This is a genomic window from Streptococcus sp. 1004_SSPC (assembly GCF_001069025.1).
GTDB classification, from domain to species: Bacteria; Bacillota; Bacilli; order Lactobacillales; family Streptococcaceae; genus Streptococcus; species Streptococcus vestibularis.
In genome coordinates, this window is sequence record NZ_JWGQ01000046.1 from 1 (window position 1) to 17260 (window position 17260).

Genomic DNA, 17260 nt, shown 5'->3' on the forward strand with positions numbered 1-17260 from the left:
GCCTGTAAGTGAGAAACCAAGGCGACGTGATTGTTTCCATGATGGACCTGTATAACGTGACATTAATAATGTCCTCCTATAAAAAATATTTTTAGGAAATAACGTTTTAGATAAACCTGATTCGTTCAGAAAGACTTCGCCCAAACAGCAAAGGTTACTTTTCTAGCCGACTTCCTGTTGACGAGCTTCATTTTATCCTGCTATTATTTCACATACTCCATCATTTTACCACGAAAAAAAGCCCAAGTAAAGGCTTTTTCTTATTTATTTTCGATTTCAGCTTGTTCCTCAGGACTCAAATAACGAATGAGAGTCTTCTCAGTCAAAATATCTGAATAAGTGTAAGATTCAACATAACTATTATTAATAGCTCCTGCTTGAGAACTGAAGTCTTGATATTCAACAATAAACAATGATGGGTAAACCTCTGTCAATCGACCAATTTTATTCTTTTCACGTTTACGTCCATTCTCTAGAGTCAATTCTACCAACTGACCTTCATGAGCTTTAATAGCTTCCTTAATATTTTTCATTTTAGCAACATCTGCAAATGCGTCACTCATATATATCTCCTTAAATCTGAAAATTATGATTCCTCAAACTGAGCAATCGATGAAAATTTATTGTATTCTTTTTGGAATAGTAACTTGACTGTTCCACGCGCACCAGCACGGTTTTTTTCTAGGATAACTTCGATTGTATTATCTTCAATCGCATTCTCTGGTTCTACACCCTCTTTTCGATAGTAATCATCACGATATAAGAAGGCTACAATATCGGCATCCTGCTCGATAGATCCTGACTCACGAATATCAGATAAGACTGGACGTTTATCCTGACGTTGTTCAACCCCACGAGACAACTGACTCAAGGCAATTACAGGAACTTTGAGCTCCTTGGCTAGGATTTTTAACTGCCTTGAAATATCTGAAACCTCTTGTTGGCGATTTTCTGGTCGCGTCCCTGTAATCAACTGTAAATAGTCAATCACAATGAGACCGAGACCACCTTCTACTTCTTGTGACAATTTACGGGACCGTGCACGAATCTCAGTAATCTTTATACCAGGGGTATCATCTATATAAATAGGTGCCTCAGCCAATGCCCCTTGAGCAATCATCACATTATTCCAATCTTGCTCTGTCAATTGACCTGTACGTAAAGCATGGGAATCAATCATCCCTTCAGCTGCCAACATACGATCAACCAAGCTTTCTGCACCCATCTCTAGTGAAAAGACTGCAACAGATTTATTTTGCTTGGTGCCAACATTCTGAGCAATGTTCAACACAAAGGCTGTTTTACCAACTGCGGGACGAGCTGCTAAAATAATTAATTGATCAGGGTGTAAACCTGTTGTAATCTTGTCAAGATCACGAAAACCTGTTGGTAACCCAGTAACATCTGATGTTTGCTGTGAACGCATCTCCAAAGTATTAAAATTGACATCAAGAACTTCAGATATTTTACGGAAACCACTACGATTGCTATGCTCTGAAACATCAACTAAGGCTTTCTCAGCATTTGCAATAATTTCATCAGATTCAGTTGCCCCCTCATACGCTTGGTTTACAGTCTCTGTTAACCTATTTATAATACGGCGAAGCATGGCTTTCTCAGCCACAATCTTAGCATAGTACTCAGCATTTGCGGATGTTGGAACACTATTGACCAAATCTACAAGATAAGAAATACCTCCTATGTTTTGGAGGTCATCTTGGTCATCTAGAATAGTACGTACTGTCGTGGCATCAATGGCATCATTTCGATCCGACAGCGTTACCATTGCTTTAAAAATGACACGATGGGAATACTTGTAAAAGTCATCTGCTTCGATAAACTCTCGAACTGTAATTAACTTTTCCGGGTTAATGAAAATAGCCCCCAAAACAGACTGTTCCGCTACTAGATCATGAGGTTGCACTCGTAATTCTTGAGCCTCTGACACAATTATTCCCTCCTTTACAAGATTTACTTATAGTGTCAACGAATTACTCAGCACTATTTTTGATGTTAATCTTAATTTGTGCATTCACTTCTTTATGAAGCTTTACAGGAACCTCTATCAAACCAATCGCTCGAATAGGATGTTCAAGTTCAATATGACGTTTATCAATCTTGATTCCAAACTGTTTCTGAAGTCCTTCCGCAATCTTTTTAGCTGTAATTGAACCAAATGTACGACCATCTGGTCCAACCTTCTCAGTAAATTGAAGACGATTTTCTTCTTTCTCAAGTTGTTCTTTAACACGTCTTGCTTCAGCTAACAACTCTGCAGCATGCTTTTCTTCTGATTTTTGTTTTCCTTTCAACTCCCCGATAGCTTGGTTTGTTGCTTCTTTAGCAAGATTCTTTTTAATCAAGAAGTTTTGAGCATAACCTGATGGTACTTCTTTAATTTCACCTTTTTTTCCTTTACCCTTAACGTCTTGTAAGAAAATAACTTTCATTTTAATCCCCCTTGGGAGCCAACTCTCCCATAATAGTTTCAATTAATTTATTTTGCGCTTGAGAAACACTACAGTCTCGTAACTGGCAGGCAGCTAGGTTGAAATGTCCTCCTCCACCTAATTTTTCCATAATGCGTTGTACATTAATCGCATTATGGCTTCGAGAAGATATGCTTACAGTAGAATTACTTGTTCGAGCAACAACAAAGGTTGCTTCGATTCCAGCCATTGCAAGCATAGTATCTGCTGCCTTAGAAATCACAACATTATTATAACACTTATAGTTATCTCCTGTGGCAACGATTATATCATCAGTAATTCGTTCGCCTGCAAGAATTAACTCATTAATACGTCGATATTCGTCAAAATCAGTAGCAGAAATCGTTTGAATTTCTCCGCTGTCACTTCCTAAACTACGAAGGTAAGAGGCAACATCAAATGTTCGACTAGTAACACGCGTAGAGAAATTCTTGGTATCTAGCATTATACCCGCCATAAGGATAGAAGCTTGGATTTTACTCAAACGTTCTGGAGCCCCTTGGAATTGTAACAACTCCGTAACCAATTCACAAGCAGAGCTTGCTCCACTTTCAATAAAGGTCAAAACCGCATTTTCAGGGAAGTCATCATCTCGACGGTGATGGTCTACGACAATAACTTCATTAAATCGATCATAAAAATCCTGAGATAGGGTTAGATGGATTTTTGAATGGTCAACCATAATTAGCAATGAGTGTTGATTAACTAGTTCTTCAGCTTCTGAGAGTGTAATAAGTGGTGACTGCCCATCTTCTTTCAAACGTTCGACCGCACGCTCAATATCCGCATTCATAGCCATATCATCATAAATAGCATAGCTCTTTCTAACAATCTGACTAGCAAAATGGGCCATACCAACAGTAGCCCCTAAGGCGTCCATATCAAGATTCTTGTGACCAACAACAAATACTTTTTCGACTGTTTTTAACTTATCTGAGATTGCAGTCATCATAGCCCTTGTTCTTGTACGAGAACGCTTAACTGTTGAGACAGAGCCTCCTCCAAAATAAAGAAGTTCCTTGTGATCGTCATTTTCCTTAACAACAGCTTGATCCCCGCCTCGAACAAGTGCAATATTAAGGTTCTGCAAAGCAACTTGCCCGATTTGATCATGCTTAAGCGTCCCAAAGGATATTCCCATACTCAAAGTCAGTGGTAAACCACGTTCTTGTGCCTGTTGACGGAAGTCGTCCAAGACAGAAAACTTTTGATCCATAAATTCTGTCAAAACACTGTAATTGGTAAAGAAGTAAAAACGATCCCCTTCAATACGTCGATAATGAATATGCTTAGCCTTAGCAAACTCAGAAATAAATCCTGCTACAAATGTATTGATTTTTGAAACATCCGCATCTGGCAAACTTCCTGTCACATCGTCGTAGTTATCAACTGAAATAATCCCAATAACAGGTCGAGTCATATTTGGATCAACATTTTCATCTTGATCATAAACATTGTCAATAAAATACGTCAGCTTATTGTCAAAATCCACAAAGGCAGCATATTTATTGTCACCAACAGTTATCACATTCGAAGGTGACCCTTTTCGTTTCTGGGAGATAAAATCTGCAATCAACTGCTTATTGAAGTTCCCATATTCATCTGAAAGCACTAACTTGGCATAGGGGTTGAACCATTCAATATGGTCATTTTCGTCAAAAGTAATAACTCCGACAGGCATCTTTCCAAGAAGGGTCTTCAAAGAATCCTCAACATCCTGATTCAGTTCATCTAATTGCTCTATTTCTAAGGACTCATATGTTGTCTTTTGGTAATGCAATAGTGCAACAACTACTACCATAATGATAAAAAGCGCAAAAATGAGTGCAGACTCCGATTGTAATACGCGAACAAAAATGGTAGCAATTCCAAAAAGAATTAGACCTATCATTACCAGATGAATAGTTGCAAAGTGAAATCTTTTCATATAAAACCTCTTAATCTAACAATTATAACATAAAAAAGCCTTAATTAAAAGGCTTTTACAAGTGTTACGACTGTTACTCCACTTTACGTCGAGCCTTATTATTGCCTTCAAGGTAAACCATCAAAATAGAGATATCTGCTGGATTAACCCCTGATATACGGCTTGCTTGACCAATAGTTTCAGGATTTATTTTCTTAAATTTTTGACGAGCCTCAGTTGCAATAGAATCAATAGCATCCCAATCAATATTTTTCGGAATCTTTTTTTCTTCCATTCGCTTCATCTTGGCTACTTGATCCAAAGCTTTATTGATATAACCTTCGTACTTGATCTCAGTTTCAAGTAACTCTATAACCTTAGCATCCAAATCTTCTGCAGCGGGACCGACAAACTGAGTAGCTGTAGCGTAATCAATCTCAGGTCGACGCATAAACTCTTTGGCTGTCATGGCATCTGTCAAAGGCTTAAAGCCTAGAGCTTGAATTTTTTCATTTGTTTCTTTGATAGGCTTTAATTTTTCTTTTGACAGACGTGTCAACTCGCTGTCAAACTGATTTTTCTTAATTTCAAAGATACTCCAACGTTCATCGTCAACCAAACCAACTTCTCGACCAATAGGTGTCAAGCGCATGTCTGCATTATCATGACGTAATATGAGACGATACTCTGCGCGTGATGTCAATAAACGATATGGCTCCAAAGTTCCTTTTGTAACAAGATCGTCAATCATTACACCAATATAGGCATCACTACGTTTGAGAATAAGCTCAGGTTTACCTTGAACTTTAAGAGCCGCATTGATACCAGCAACTAGCCCCTGACCTGCTGCCTCCTCGTATCCAGAAGTTCCGTTGGTCTGTCCTGCTGTAAAGAGACCTGAAATCAACTTCGTTTCAAGTGTTGCACGTAGTTGATGAGGGAGCACGATATCATATTCAATCGCATAACCAGTTCGCATCATCTCTGCCTTTTCGAGACCTTTAATTGAGTGAATCAACTCTTTTTGAACATCCTCTGGCAGACTAGTTGACAGGCCTTGCACATAGACTTCTTCAGTCTCTCTTCCTTCAGGTTCAAGGAAAAGCTGATGGCGATTCTTATCTGCAAAGCGGACAATTTTATCTTCGATTGATGGGCAGTAACGAGGACCTACTCCCTTGACAATACCTGAGAACATCGGTGCACGGTGTAAATTGTTATTGATAATATCGTGGCTTTCTTGATTCGTATAAGTTAGCCAACAAGGAATTTGGTCCTGAAGATAGTCTTCATCCTTCGACAAGAATGAAAAATGATTTGGCTTTTCGTCGCCTGGTTGAATCTCGGTCTCTTCGTAATTAATTGATGATGACTTGACACGAGGAGGAGTACCTGTTTTAAATCGACCAATTTCAAGCCCAAGCTCCTTCAAATTATCAGCCAAAGTAACCGATGCAAGACTATTATTTGGTCCAGAAGAATATTTGAGCTCACCTAGGATAATTTCACCGCGTAAAGCCGTTCCTGTTGTTACAACAACTGCTTTAGCTCCATATTTTTGATTTGTGGCCGTTCTTACACCGACTACCTTGCCATCTTCAACAAGTATTTCATCAACCATTGATTGACGTAGAGTCAAGTTTTCCTGACGCTCAACTGTATGTTTCATTGTCATGGCATACAAGGCTTTATCTGCTTGAGCACGCAAAGCTCGAACTGCAGGTCCTTTACCAGTATTCAACATTTTCATTTGAATATAGGTTTTGTCGATGTTTTTACCCATCTCTCCACCAAGAGCATCAATTTCACGAACAACAATCCCCTTGGCCGATCCACCGATAGAAGGGTTACATGGCATAAAAGCCAACATCTCTAGGTTAATAGTCGCTAATAAAACCTTACATCCCATACGGGCTGCAGCCAAGCTAGCTTCCACACCGGCGTGACCAGCACCAACAACAATTACATCAAAATTTTCATCAAACTCGTAAGACATTTTTTAGATTTTTGCAGTGATTTACAGTCAACTGCCTCATCCTTTCTTTGTTTTTTTCCTACAAAAATAGTCAAAACTCTAGAAAACTGTACGCAAAAACGCACAATTCCCATGAGCTTTGACCATCATGACTATTGTTAAAGTTATTTTATCAAATCAAATCGTTTTGTCAATGCAAATCACTGTTTGATCAAGGTCTGCACACTGACGATAATCATCTGTATTCCTATCGAGAATAGTAAAAGTCCCATCATTTTCGTTATAATTTTCATCAAATTTTTTCCCAAGAAGTCTGCAATTTGTTTTGCACTTCTTAGTAGGAGATAAGTGATTACACATAGTAGAGCAAAAGCAACTACGGTTATTAGTTGATTCCGCAAACCTCCATTAGCCAAGCTTAAGGCAGTTGTAATTGTTCCTGGTCCTGCAAAAAGCGGCATTGCAAGAGGAGAAATAGCAATAGACATTGGATCTGAATTTACTGCTTGCTGCTCCATTCCTTTATAGCTAGGTGAATGATTACCATTAATCATATGATAACCGATAACGGCCACTAATATTCCACCAGCAATTCTGAAAGAAACAATTGTAATTCCAAATACTTTAAAAATGAAATCTCCTGAAAAGATAAAAACAGTTATAATAACAAAGGCAATCAAAAGACTCCTAAAAGCAATTTTTCGTGAAATTTTTTGACTATCATCTGCTACTAAAGCCATGTAAGCAGGAAGATTTGAAATTGGATTCATTATAGCGAAAAATGCCATAAATGCATAAAACAATTGGAAACTCATCGTTAATACTTACCTCCAGTTAGATATACTGACAAACTTTTCCGTCTTTATACGCTTGGTCAATAATACCGCCGCCCAAACATTCCTGACCATCATAGAAAACAACGGCTTGACCAGGTGTAATAGCACGCTGAGGTTCAGCAAAAATAACCTCTGCTTTATCACCCTTAACCTTTACAGTAACTTTACTATCAGGTTGACGATAACGGAATTTTGCTGTGCATACCATTTCAAATTCTTCTGGCATATCTCGAGTAAAGTGAATCATTGAAGCGTCAAGAGATGTTGACATCAACGACTCATGGTGGAAACCTTGACCCACGTAAAGAATATTTTTAGAAAGATCTTTCCCTACTACAAACCAAGGAGCATTATCGCCACCTTTTTGGCCACCAATGCCCATACCACCACGTTGACCAATGGTATAATACATGAGTCCGTTGTGTTCACCCATATCACGACCATCGACAGTCATCATACGACCTTTTTGAGCTGGTAAATATTGACTAAGAAACTCTTTAAAGTTTTTCTCACCAATAAAACATATTCCTGTTGAATCTTTTTTCTTGGCTGTTGCAAGACCTGCACGTTTAGCAATCTCACGAACTTCTGGCTTTTGTAGATTTCCTAAAGGAAACATCGTTTTCTGCAACTGCTCTTGCGAAAGTTGACTAAGGAAGTAGGTTTGATCTTTATTATTATCTGCACCACGCAACATATGGACAATGCCGTCTTCATCGCGAACAACTTGAGCGTAATGTCCTGTAGCCACATAATCTGCTCCCAATGTCATCGCATAATCTAAGAATGCCTTAAACTTGATTTCCTTATTACACATAACGTCTGGATTAGGGGTACGGCCTGCACGGTACTCTGCTAAGAAATACTCAAATACACGATCCCAGTACTCTTTTTCAAAGTTGACAGAGTAATAGGGGATACCAATCTGATCAGCTACTGCTGCTACATCTTTATAATCTTCGGTTGCGGTACACACACCAAACTCATCTGTGTCATCCCAGTTTTTCATGAAAACACCGATTACATCATAACCTTGCTCTTTTAAAAGTAAGGCTGTCACTGATGAATCAACGCCACCACTCATACCGACAACAACACGTGTTTTTGAATTATCAGTCATAGATAACTCCTCCCATCAAATAAAAATTAACATAGACTTGAAGGGTCTAGTTGTTCAAATATCGATTTGAAGGTCGATTTTGAAGCGTAAAAGCACGCAAGCTTAATTATATCATGATTAAAGAATAATGCAAAAAAGGTTACCACTAGGCAACCTTTTTTATACTTATTTTTGTGTAAAGACACTGTAAACTTATTACTCCCAGAACTATTATTGGAATCACTAACGCTACAAATAGCCATCCTGGCTCCTGATAACTTAACACCGGTTTATTCTGTCCTTTTTGTGATGAAACTATTGGTGTACCAATTGTTGACAATCTATAATCAGCCTTGTTCAGTTCTTGACCATTTAGTGTCAAGAGAGAATCTCTATAGACAATTATTGGTAAGTTTAACTCCTCCCCTTCAGCAGCTTGCCAAGTTAATACAAGATAACCACCTTCGAGCATCTTTTCTGCACTCTGATTCTTAACGATATTTTTATAATAAAGATCGTAAGTATTCTGCTTACCTATTGTCCCATAAATTGGCACATAATCTGGTGTCGGTTTAACAACTAAATTTAAAAACTGTGACAAATCGCTGTCATCCATAATAAGACTTATCGTCTGGTAATCACCCTCTACATAAGTATGTTTAACAATGAAAACAAGTTCACCATCCTTTGCCGCAGTTTTTACACGATCGGTAATATCCATCATATTCTGAATAAGACCAATGCCCGCAAAGGCGAAAAGTAACACAGCAATACTTTTTCGCCAATTAACAAATCGTGTGACAGTTAATCCTGTAATGGCTAAAAGCAAAATGGTGGCAGGAACAAAGAATCGAAATGGAAATTGAATCAATTAGGCAAAGGTATTTCCATTTTCTACTAGATACTGCCACGGAAAAAGACCTGTTGATAAGAAAAAGAAGACAAAATAGATAAAATGTAATATTTTTTTCCATTTGGCCAATTTCCTCCAATTCAAAATAGCGTAAACAAACTGTAAAACGAGTAACACCATTAAGGAAATTGGGGTATATAGCCAGTATCTTGCTGTTCCATCAATTCCATTCTTACCTATTTTCCTATTTATAAATGGATCTAAAAGATGATTCGTACCTCTCAAATATAGGAGTACTAGCCAGACATTGACAGTCAGTAAGAGAAAAAAGAATGACTGCTATAACGACTTGCACGAAGGTTTCCTTCTTTTTAGCGACAGATACCTTTACAAAGGTGTAAAGGTAAAAAGGAATATACATCATCACTAGCATTAAAGCGCTAAGTACATGAACTTGAAAAATCAACGCTATGATAAGGCAAGTCTAATTGGTTCTACTTTTTGATAAAAAATGTAGTGAATTGCTGGGATAAAACAAAAAGGTAGTAAAGCAGCTCCCCAACTAGAGAACCCCTGACGCATCGTCCAGTATTGAATATAGAATGTTGTCGCATAAAGTAAACCTAGTGACAAGGCAATTGTTGTCTTGACTTTACACTGCTTGAGCAAAGCGTACATTGAGGATTCAGCTAATATATGTAGTAGTATCCTTGAAACAATCTGATAACGAAACCAAGTGCCACTTATTAAAATAAGTCCTCCTTGTAAATAAGCAAAAAAAGGACCGTAAAGAGCATTGACAATGCGGCCTGACTGTTGGAAGCCGTACAAAGACAAAAAGTAAGAAAAGTTACCATTCTTTAATTGCATAGCGGCTTCATAAAACCTGTTATAATGAAAAATGGAATCTGAACCTAAAATAACTTTTCTTGTAAATAATTGTGGCGTAACCAATAGCACAGCAAAAGCTATAATAATAAGGGAAACCCATAACTTTTCTTTTGATTTAAAAAATTGTTTCATTGCTAAACCTTTCATTCCCTATTATATCAAAAAGGTCTGACCCTACCTAGTAATAGCAAAAAGCTTCGTGAAAACGATTACTAATTCCCAAAATAAAAAGTTGAGAGATATCTCCCAACTTCTATAAATCTTAGTAATTCCAAGCTGACAACCCTTGTGCGTTATAGGCATTCAAGGCTGATTGAATTTGATCTTCAACTGTTGCAGTTGAACCCCATCCTGGCATTGTTTGAAAAAGACCTGATGCTCCTGAACTATTTGCTACAGTATGATCACCATTTGATTCACGCGCAATAATCGACTCCCAAGTTGACTGTGGAACTCCAGTTGCTGCTGCCATCTGTGCTGCTGCATAAGAACCGATTTCTCCTGCAGTGTTACCATTTGAGAGAACAACTGACCCACTACCACTTGCAGCAACCGAAGGAGCTGTTATAGTATTTTGAGTCGACGTAGTATCAGTACTCGTTGTAGTAGTGCTTGTAGTAGCAGTATCTGACTGAGACTTTTCAGCTGCTTCTACCGCTTCTCCTGTTGTTTCTGACTGAGGCTTACTTTCTTCAACCTTTTCTTTATTAGCCTTATTATCTTTACTTGAGCTAATTTCTGTTGATTTTACTAAATCTGCTGTCGATTCTGACGTTGTTGATGCTGTTGAAGGCGCTGGAGTAACAGAATCTGAAAATGCGTTAACCAACCCTTTATTAACTAACGTAGAGAGTGATACTCCCAGAATGACAATAAAACTTGTTACAATTGCCACTGGTACCGCCAATGATTTCTTTGCTGCTAATTTGATACGGCGTCCCTTATAACTTTTTTTAAACATAAATCCCTCCTAGCTAATTCTAGTTACATTCATCATAACCTAGTAATATTACTGCCGATTATTTGTATTATGTCTAATGTTACAATGACTTATCATTTTAATAAAAAAACGCCAAAAATCTGGCATTTTTTCCTTATTTGTATGATGTTTTACAAGTTTTCCTCATAAGTCAGTAATAATGATTTAGTACCAACCATGAGCATTCCAGAAAGCAAGAGCTGCTGTCCATGAACCATAACGTCTTGCTACATAATTATCTGCTACCTTTTCTTGATTTTCAGGAGACAAGTCTCCGTTCAAATATGATGATGCTAATTGGTAACGTCCATAATATTGCCCATTTTGAGCTGTATAGCTACCGCTTGACTCACGTTGTGCGATTTCTTCTTTAGCTGCTGCCTCTGAAGAAGAAAGATTTGTATTGTTTGCTTGAGTATCTTCACTTTGTGTGGACTCTGTTGATTGTGTTGATTCAACAGCTGCTTCTGTTGTAGCTGAAGGTTCTGCTGGCTCTTCAGTGGTTTCATTAATCGTTAAGTTTTGACCAATAGAAATCTTATTAGCATCTTGAATGCCATTTCTTGAGACGATTTCGTCCACTGTCGTACCATTCTTCTTAGCAATAGCTGAAAGGGTATCTCCTTTTTGAACTGTGTAAGTTTCTGCATTAGCTAAAGCTGTTGCTCCAAGTGTTGCCACTGTAACAAGTCCAAAAAGACCTAATTTTTTAGTGTTAAATGTATTCTTTGTTTGCATGATGATGCTCCTCTATCTATTTATAGTCCAATCCATACTAGTCAAAGTTATTAAATTATTTTATTTATGACCAATGGGTTAATCACCTGGCTTATTCTCTATAGGGAATTTTTAATCCAGATTAAGCTGAAGAACTATAACCATATATCTATAATACTGTGCAAATATAACATCCTCTTGTTAGGGATATTAAAAATATTACAGGTAGTTTAGGATTAGACGAAAAAGAACGCCTACGTAGACGTTCTTAAAATACTTATAGGTCTTAAGACCTACTTTTTATTCATTTTTACGAATTAACTCTTAAGATAAAAAAGTATTAACCCTAAAGTTACAATAGCAGCAATTGACAAGGTATCTCGACCGTTCCATAAAAGTCGACGATATCTTGTTCGCCCCTCACCACCTTGATAACCTCTGGCTTCCATAGCTATAGCCAGAGCATCTGCTCGTTTAAAGCTAGATGCAAATAAAGGAATTAAGATTGGTATAATTGACCGAACCTTTTGAATAATATTTCCTTCACCAAAATCAACACCACGCGCCTTCTGAGCATTCATAATACGCGTTGTATCGTCCATCAAGGTTGGTACAAAACGTAAACTCAAAGATAACATTAGACCAATTTCATGTGCCGGTACTTTAAAAATAGTCAGCGGTTTTAAAAGTGACTCTACTGCATCAGATAAACTTAACGGCGTGGTTGTTAAGGTAAGTAAGGTGGAAAAACTAATAATGAGTATAAACCTGAGAAATATCATCCAACCTTGATTTAAACCAACTTCCGTAATCTTAAAAAAGCCGATGGACCAAAGCACACTCCCTCTTGTATTGAAGAAAACTTGGAACAGGGTAGAGAATAATATAATCCAAATCATCGGTTTAATACCACCCAAAAAGAAACTAAGCTTAATTTTAGACAAGAAAACCAAGAAAAGTGTAAATAGAGTTATCACAGCATAAGTTAGAGGATTGTTAGCCCAAAAAATGACGACAATATAAATCAGCATGGCTAATAATTTACTTCTAGGATCTAATCGGTGTATAAAAGAATCACCAACAATATAACGTCCAATAATTAACTTATCCATGAACCAACACCTCTACGAATTCCTCTATTGTAATAGGAAGACTTTCAAAGCTATAACCTTTTTCTTGTAGTTCTAGCGCGAACTCTGTGATTTTAGGAACACCTAACTGCTTTTCTTTGAGAAAAGTGACTTTTTGAAAAACATCTTTAGGAGTTCCCGACAACACTAGTTGCCCTTTTTCCATAACATTCACAGCTGTCGCATAATCGGCAACATCATCCATCAAGTGAGTAACTAAAACAATCGTCATTCCAGAAAGATGTAACTCCTTAAAGAGAGACATCAATTCCTTCCGGCCCTGTGGATCTAGACCGGCAGTCGGTTCATCCAGCACTAGAATATCTGGTTGCATAGCTAGAATCCCTGCGATGGCAACACGTCGCATTTGTCCCCCTGATAAATCAAAAGGATTCTGTCCATGAAACTCTTCCGGGAGTCCAACTAATTTTAGACTTTCAATAGCACGTTGTTCTGCTTCTTCCTTAGAAACTCCGAAATTTTGAGGTCCAAAGGCAACATCTTCTAAAACAGTTTCTGCAAATAACTGACTTTCTGGAAATTGAAAAACTAAACCTACCTTCTTACGAATTGGTTTTATGTCCTTATTCTTTGATTGACTGGTTATGATCGTATCATCAACGTGAACCTGACCACTAGTGGGTAAATAAAGACCATTCAAGAGCTGCATAATAGTAGATTTACCACTTCCTGTATGTCCAATAAAGGCTGTATATGAACCATCTTTTATCGTCGTCGTCATATCAAAAAGGGCACGCCCCTCAAAAGGAGTACCCGCTTGATAGATATAACTTACATTTTCGAGAGAGATTCCCATAATTGTTCTACCAATTCCTTTTCTGTCAGATAGTCTTCACAATCTATCAGACCTTTATTTCTTAGCTTTTTAGTTAATAATGCACTAAAAGGGATATCCAAACCTAAGTCAACTAACTCTGAGCCTCTACTAAATAGTTCACGAGGACTTGAAACAGACTCCACTTTACCTTTTTTCAAAACCAAAACACGGTCACTCAAAGCGACCTCATCGAGATCATGAGTAATTGATAAAACAGTCATTCCGTATTCTTTACGAATAGCTTTAATAGATTGAATCAATTCCTGGCGACCCTCTGGATCAAGCATGCTAGTTGCCTCATCCAAAATCAAAATAGATGGTCTCATAGCTACAATACCTGCGATAGCCACACGTTGTTTTTGGCCTCCAGATAATCTAGCTGGCTCTCTATCCTTAAATTCTGACATTCCTACAAATTCCAGAGCCTCTTGAACTCTTGAAGCCATTTCTTCATAGGGAACACCTTTATTTTCAAGACCAAAAGCAACATCGTCTTCAACAGTTGCCCCAACAAATTGATTGTCTGGATTTTGAAAGACCATACCAATCTTATCACGTATATCCCAGACGTTCTCTTCTGTTAATTCTTGACCATCAACGATAATCTGCCCAGACTCTGCCACTAATAGTCCGTCAATAAGACGTGCTGTCGTGGATTTTCCAGATCCGTTATGGCCTACAATGGATAACCATTCCCCACGTTTCACGTGAAACGATACATCATTCAGGGTATAGGAGGTTTGATCTTGATTATATTTAAATTTTAAATTTTTTATTTCAATCATTTGTTTATCGTACTACTTAAATGTGTCCTTAAACAAGAAACCTGCACCCTTGAAATAATCATAGCCTGAGTAAATCGTAAAGAATAAAGCTACATACAGCATGATTGTCCCTACAAAATGTACGTGACACAATAATAAAATGATAGATAACATCTGAGTCACTGTCTTAATCTTACCAGGCATAGCTGCAGCGAGAACTGTACCACCGTTTTCGACTAACAAAAGACGAAGTCCTGTAACTGCCAACTCCCGACAGATGATAACTGAAACAACCCAAGCAGGAGCTTGATTAATACCTACTAGCATAATAAAAGCTGACATTACCAACATTTTATCCGCTAAAGGATCTGCAAATTTCCCAAAATTAGTAACAACATGCCATTTTCGTGCCAAATAGCCATCTAAATAATCTGTAATACTGGCAATAGCAAAGACAACTGCTGCAGCAATATGCATAACATTGCTCGACGCAAGTGATGTCATCAATAAAAATATGGGAATTAAGACAATTCTAGCAAGTGTCAATAAGTTAGGTAAATTTTCTTTTTTAAACATTTCTTCTCGATTCTATTGGATTCTTAATGTTAGGTAGCTAGGTGTATTTTGATTTAGTTGAAATAAATCAAGTGACTCCCCATTTACCTTTAGATTAACTTTTTAAGATTGAGCGATAATAATTTGAGTTGTTTTGATTTTATCAGAAAAATCTAGAGAGTATTTTGATTCATTCGTTTTTGAAAGATAATAACTCTCTGAAGTATCTGAGTTGTCTACAGAAAACCATGTATCGTTACTATTTTCTGATAACTCCACTTCTAAAACTACTGAAGATTTTACATTGGAGAAATCAACCATTAATTGATTTCCTTAAGTTTTCGTTATAACATTGGCCCCCGATACTGTAACCTCAGAAATGCTTCGAGACGACTTAGCTCCACCTACAATTGATAAGTGATTAACTGTAGAGATCGTATTGAGTTTAATCACCTGAGGTTGATTAGAGAGGTGTCTAATAATAATATATCCAACTGAACAGATGATAAGTAATGAAACCGCACTCAGAATTAGTAAAGGTAGATAGTTAGACTTTCTTTTTTCTTCACGTTTATGCTTTAAAAAGCGTGACATGGGAGCTTTAGCAGCTAAGGTATCTTCCTTACGTTCAACTGGTTTCTTCTCTTTTTTTAGTTTTTGCTCATTCTGTCTCTGCTCCTCAAACAGACGTTTTCCATCTAAACCAACCGAAGTGGCATACTTTTCAAGCGCCTCTTGCTGAATGTCCTCTGGCAAAGCTTTAAGTTGATCCATTTCCATAGCCAGAAGAAACTGAGCTTCGACTCCAGAAATTTTTTCTACATCATATAAACTTAACTCTTTCTTTATACGCGCTGCACGTAGTTGCTCACCTAGAGAGTGTAACTTCATTTTTCCCCTTTCTAATATTCTTCTTTGTTTTCGTGTCTCTATTATAGCAAATAATCACTTATTTAGGGAAGACAACAAAATCGGTAATCTCCATATTTGAGAGATAGTGATTCAAAAAATCCTTCAACTCCTTGGAAGTAATGCCCATCAGTTCCTGACCAAAATCAAAGTATGTTTTATCATTCTCAAAATAAGCTAGATATTGGCTTCCTAAATTCTGGATATTGTCTAGACTACGTAAAAATTCACCATACAAAGCTTTCTTTTGCAAATCCAATGCCTCATCCGTCAACAGTCTTTTTTTATCTGCCGACGTCATCACTTGACGAATTAAGCTTGACATACGGATAGGTTCTGCAGTGTCCATAGTCATAATGACAAATGAATATCTACTAGATACCTCATATTCAATTGACACAGACTCATCTATTTTTCCTTCAGCATACCATTTTTGGTAATAAGGAGATGTCCAGCCAAACAGTAAATTAAACAATAACTGTACCAGTATGTTTTCTCTCATACGATTATCCGTAAAAGGAACACTCTTAAAACCAATGGCTAGCTTTGAGATGAAAATCTCCATTTGAAGACTATCTAATTTTTGGACATCTGACTCAATGGGGTTCTTTTCTTTTTCAACTATTCTCTCAGGTAGTGTAAACTCGCTTTGTTTTTCATTGACAAAAGTGTAAATATCTTCAACATCAAAATCACCTACCAAGACGAGATGACAGTTTGCTGGTCTGTAAAAGCAGTCAAAATTATCTTCCAAGTCATTTACAGTAATTTTTTCAATGCTATCAACACTTCCAGCAATGTCTCGCCCTAATATAGTATTAGGATACAAACTTTGTAAACAACCCAGATATACTCTATAATCAGGATCATCCTGATACATATTTATTTCTTGTTCAATAATTCTTTTTTCATGGTTGACAGCATCTTCGGAACTTGTAAACTTCGATGTAAACTTTAATAAAAGTTCTAAAGACTCCTCAAAGTGATCAAGGGTAGAGAAATAATATGTTGTCTTATCCAAGGTTGTAAAAGCATTGACATCAGCTCCAAGCTTGACAAAATCCAATGTCACATCCCTTCCCTGCTCATCCTCAAATAGCTTGTGTTCCAGAAAATGAGCAATACCTGCAGGATAAGATTGTAACTCACCATCAATATAAAAGTGATTATCTAGCGCCCCAAAATTTGTTGACAAAAAGGCGGCTTTTTCTAGAAATCCTTTTTTCTTAATAATTGATAAAGACATACCATTATCTAAAATTGCTGAATAAACTTCTTCATCAATTTTTTGATAATAACGTTTCTTCAAAGCAGGCATT

At 37.2% G+C, this 17260-nt stretch carries 14 protein-coding genes and 3 pseudogenes; all 17 read right to left on the bottom strand.

All coding sequences use genetic code 11. From position 1 onward, the window contains the following. Positions 1-63: pseudogene (locus ADF62_RS11755) on the bottom strand (30S ribosomal protein S4); the annotation flags it as partial. A gap of 197 nt (positions 64-260) precedes the next feature. Beyond that, positions 261-563, bottom strand: a complete 303-nt coding sequence (locus ADF62_RS03315; protein WP_002888157.1) for a Veg family protein — start codon at positions 561-563, stop codon at positions 261-263. Between the two features lie 23 nt (positions 564-586). Continuing rightward, complete coding sequence (gene dnaB, locus ADF62_RS03320; RefSeq protein ID WP_048788065.1) at positions 587-1948, bottom strand: replicative DNA helicase; 1362 nt, start codon at positions 1946-1948, stop codon at positions 587-589. Positions 1949-1991: 43 nt separating this feature from the next. Then, the gene (rplI, locus tag ADF62_RS03325; protein ID WP_003095765.1) at positions 1992-2450 is read right to left on the bottom strand and encodes a 50S ribosomal protein L9; all 459 of its coding nucleotides are present in this window, start codon (positions 2448-2450) and stop codon (positions 1992-1994) included. Between the two features lies 1 nt (position 2451). Then, the gene (locus ADF62_RS03330) at positions 2452-4416 is read right to left on the bottom strand and encodes a DHH family phosphoesterase (protein ID WP_048788066.1); all 1965 of its coding nucleotides are present in this window, start codon (positions 4414-4416) and stop codon (positions 2452-2454) included. Positions 4417-4489: 73 nt separating this feature from the next. Next, positions 4490-6391 carry a tRNA uridine-5-carboxymethylaminomethyl(34) synthesis enzyme MnmG gene (mnmG, locus tag ADF62_RS03335; protein WP_048788067.1) on the bottom strand — a complete coding sequence of 634 codons (1902 nt, stop codon included), beginning with the start codon at positions 6389-6391 and terminating at the stop codon, positions 4490-4492. A 179-nt stretch (positions 6392-6570) separates the two neighbouring features. Beyond that, positions 6571-7185 carry a MarC family protein gene (locus tag ADF62_RS03340; protein WP_003095303.1) on the bottom strand — a complete coding sequence of 205 codons (615 nt, stop codon included), beginning with the start codon at positions 7183-7185 and terminating at the stop codon, positions 6571-6573. 19 nt (positions 7186-7204) lie between these two features. Then, positions 7205-8326: a tRNA 2-thiouridine(34) synthase MnmA gene (gene mnmA, locus ADF62_RS03345; protein ID WP_048788068.1), complete on the bottom strand. Its 1122-nt coding sequence runs from the start codon at positions 8324-8326 to the stop codon at positions 7205-7207. A gap of 145 nt (positions 8327-8471) precedes the next feature. Further along, a pseudogene (locus ADF62_RS11760) lies at positions 8472-10181 on the bottom strand (hypothetical protein). 130 nt (positions 10182-10311) lie between these two features. Then, positions 10312-11010, bottom strand: a complete 699-nt coding sequence (locus tag ADF62_RS03355) for a transglycosylase SLT domain-containing protein (RefSeq protein WP_048788069.1) — start codon at positions 11008-11010, stop codon at positions 10312-10314. A 183-nt stretch (positions 11011-11193) separates the two neighbouring features. After that, positions 11194-11766: a LysM peptidoglycan-binding domain-containing protein gene (locus tag ADF62_RS03360; RefSeq protein WP_048788070.1), complete on the bottom strand. Its 573-nt coding sequence runs from the start codon at positions 11764-11766 to the stop codon at positions 11194-11196. Between the two features lie 296 nt (positions 11767-12062). Beyond that, positions 12063-12857: an energy-coupling factor transporter transmembrane component T family protein gene (locus tag ADF62_RS03365; RefSeq protein WP_003095755.1), complete on the bottom strand. Its 795-nt coding sequence runs from the start codon at positions 12855-12857 to the stop codon at positions 12063-12065. Continuing rightward, the gene (locus ADF62_RS03370) at positions 12850-13692 is read right to left on the bottom strand and encodes an energy-coupling factor transporter ATPase (protein WP_003095315.1); all 843 of its coding nucleotides are present in this window, start codon (positions 13690-13692) and stop codon (positions 12850-12852) included. The genes ADF62_RS03365 and ADF62_RS03370 overlap by 8 nt, the downstream gene beginning before the upstream one ends. After that, the gene (locus tag ADF62_RS03375; RefSeq protein ID WP_048788071.1) at positions 13668-14498 is read right to left on the bottom strand and encodes an energy-coupling factor ABC transporter ATP-binding protein; all 831 of its coding nucleotides are present in this window, start codon (positions 14496-14498) and stop codon (positions 13668-13670) included. Before ADF62_RS03375 ends, ADF62_RS03370 begins: the two co-directional genes overlap by 25 nt. A gap of 12 nt (positions 14499-14510) precedes the next feature. After that, entirely contained in the window at positions 14511-15053 is a 543-nt protein-coding gene (gene pgsA / locus ADF62_RS03380; protein ID WP_003095242.1) for a CDP-diacylglycerol--glycerol-3-phosphate 3-phosphatidyltransferase, read from the bottom strand. Between the two features lie 12 nt (positions 15054-15065). After that, a pseudogene (locus ADF62_RS03385) lies at positions 15066-15923 on the bottom strand (helix-turn-helix domain-containing protein). Between the two features lie 58 nt (positions 15924-15981). Then, entirely contained in the window at positions 15982-17259 is a 1278-nt protein-coding gene (gene yfmH / locus ADF62_RS03390) for an EF-P 5-aminopentanol modification-associated protein YfmH (protein WP_048788072.1), read from the bottom strand. Position 17260 lies beyond the last annotated feature (1 nt).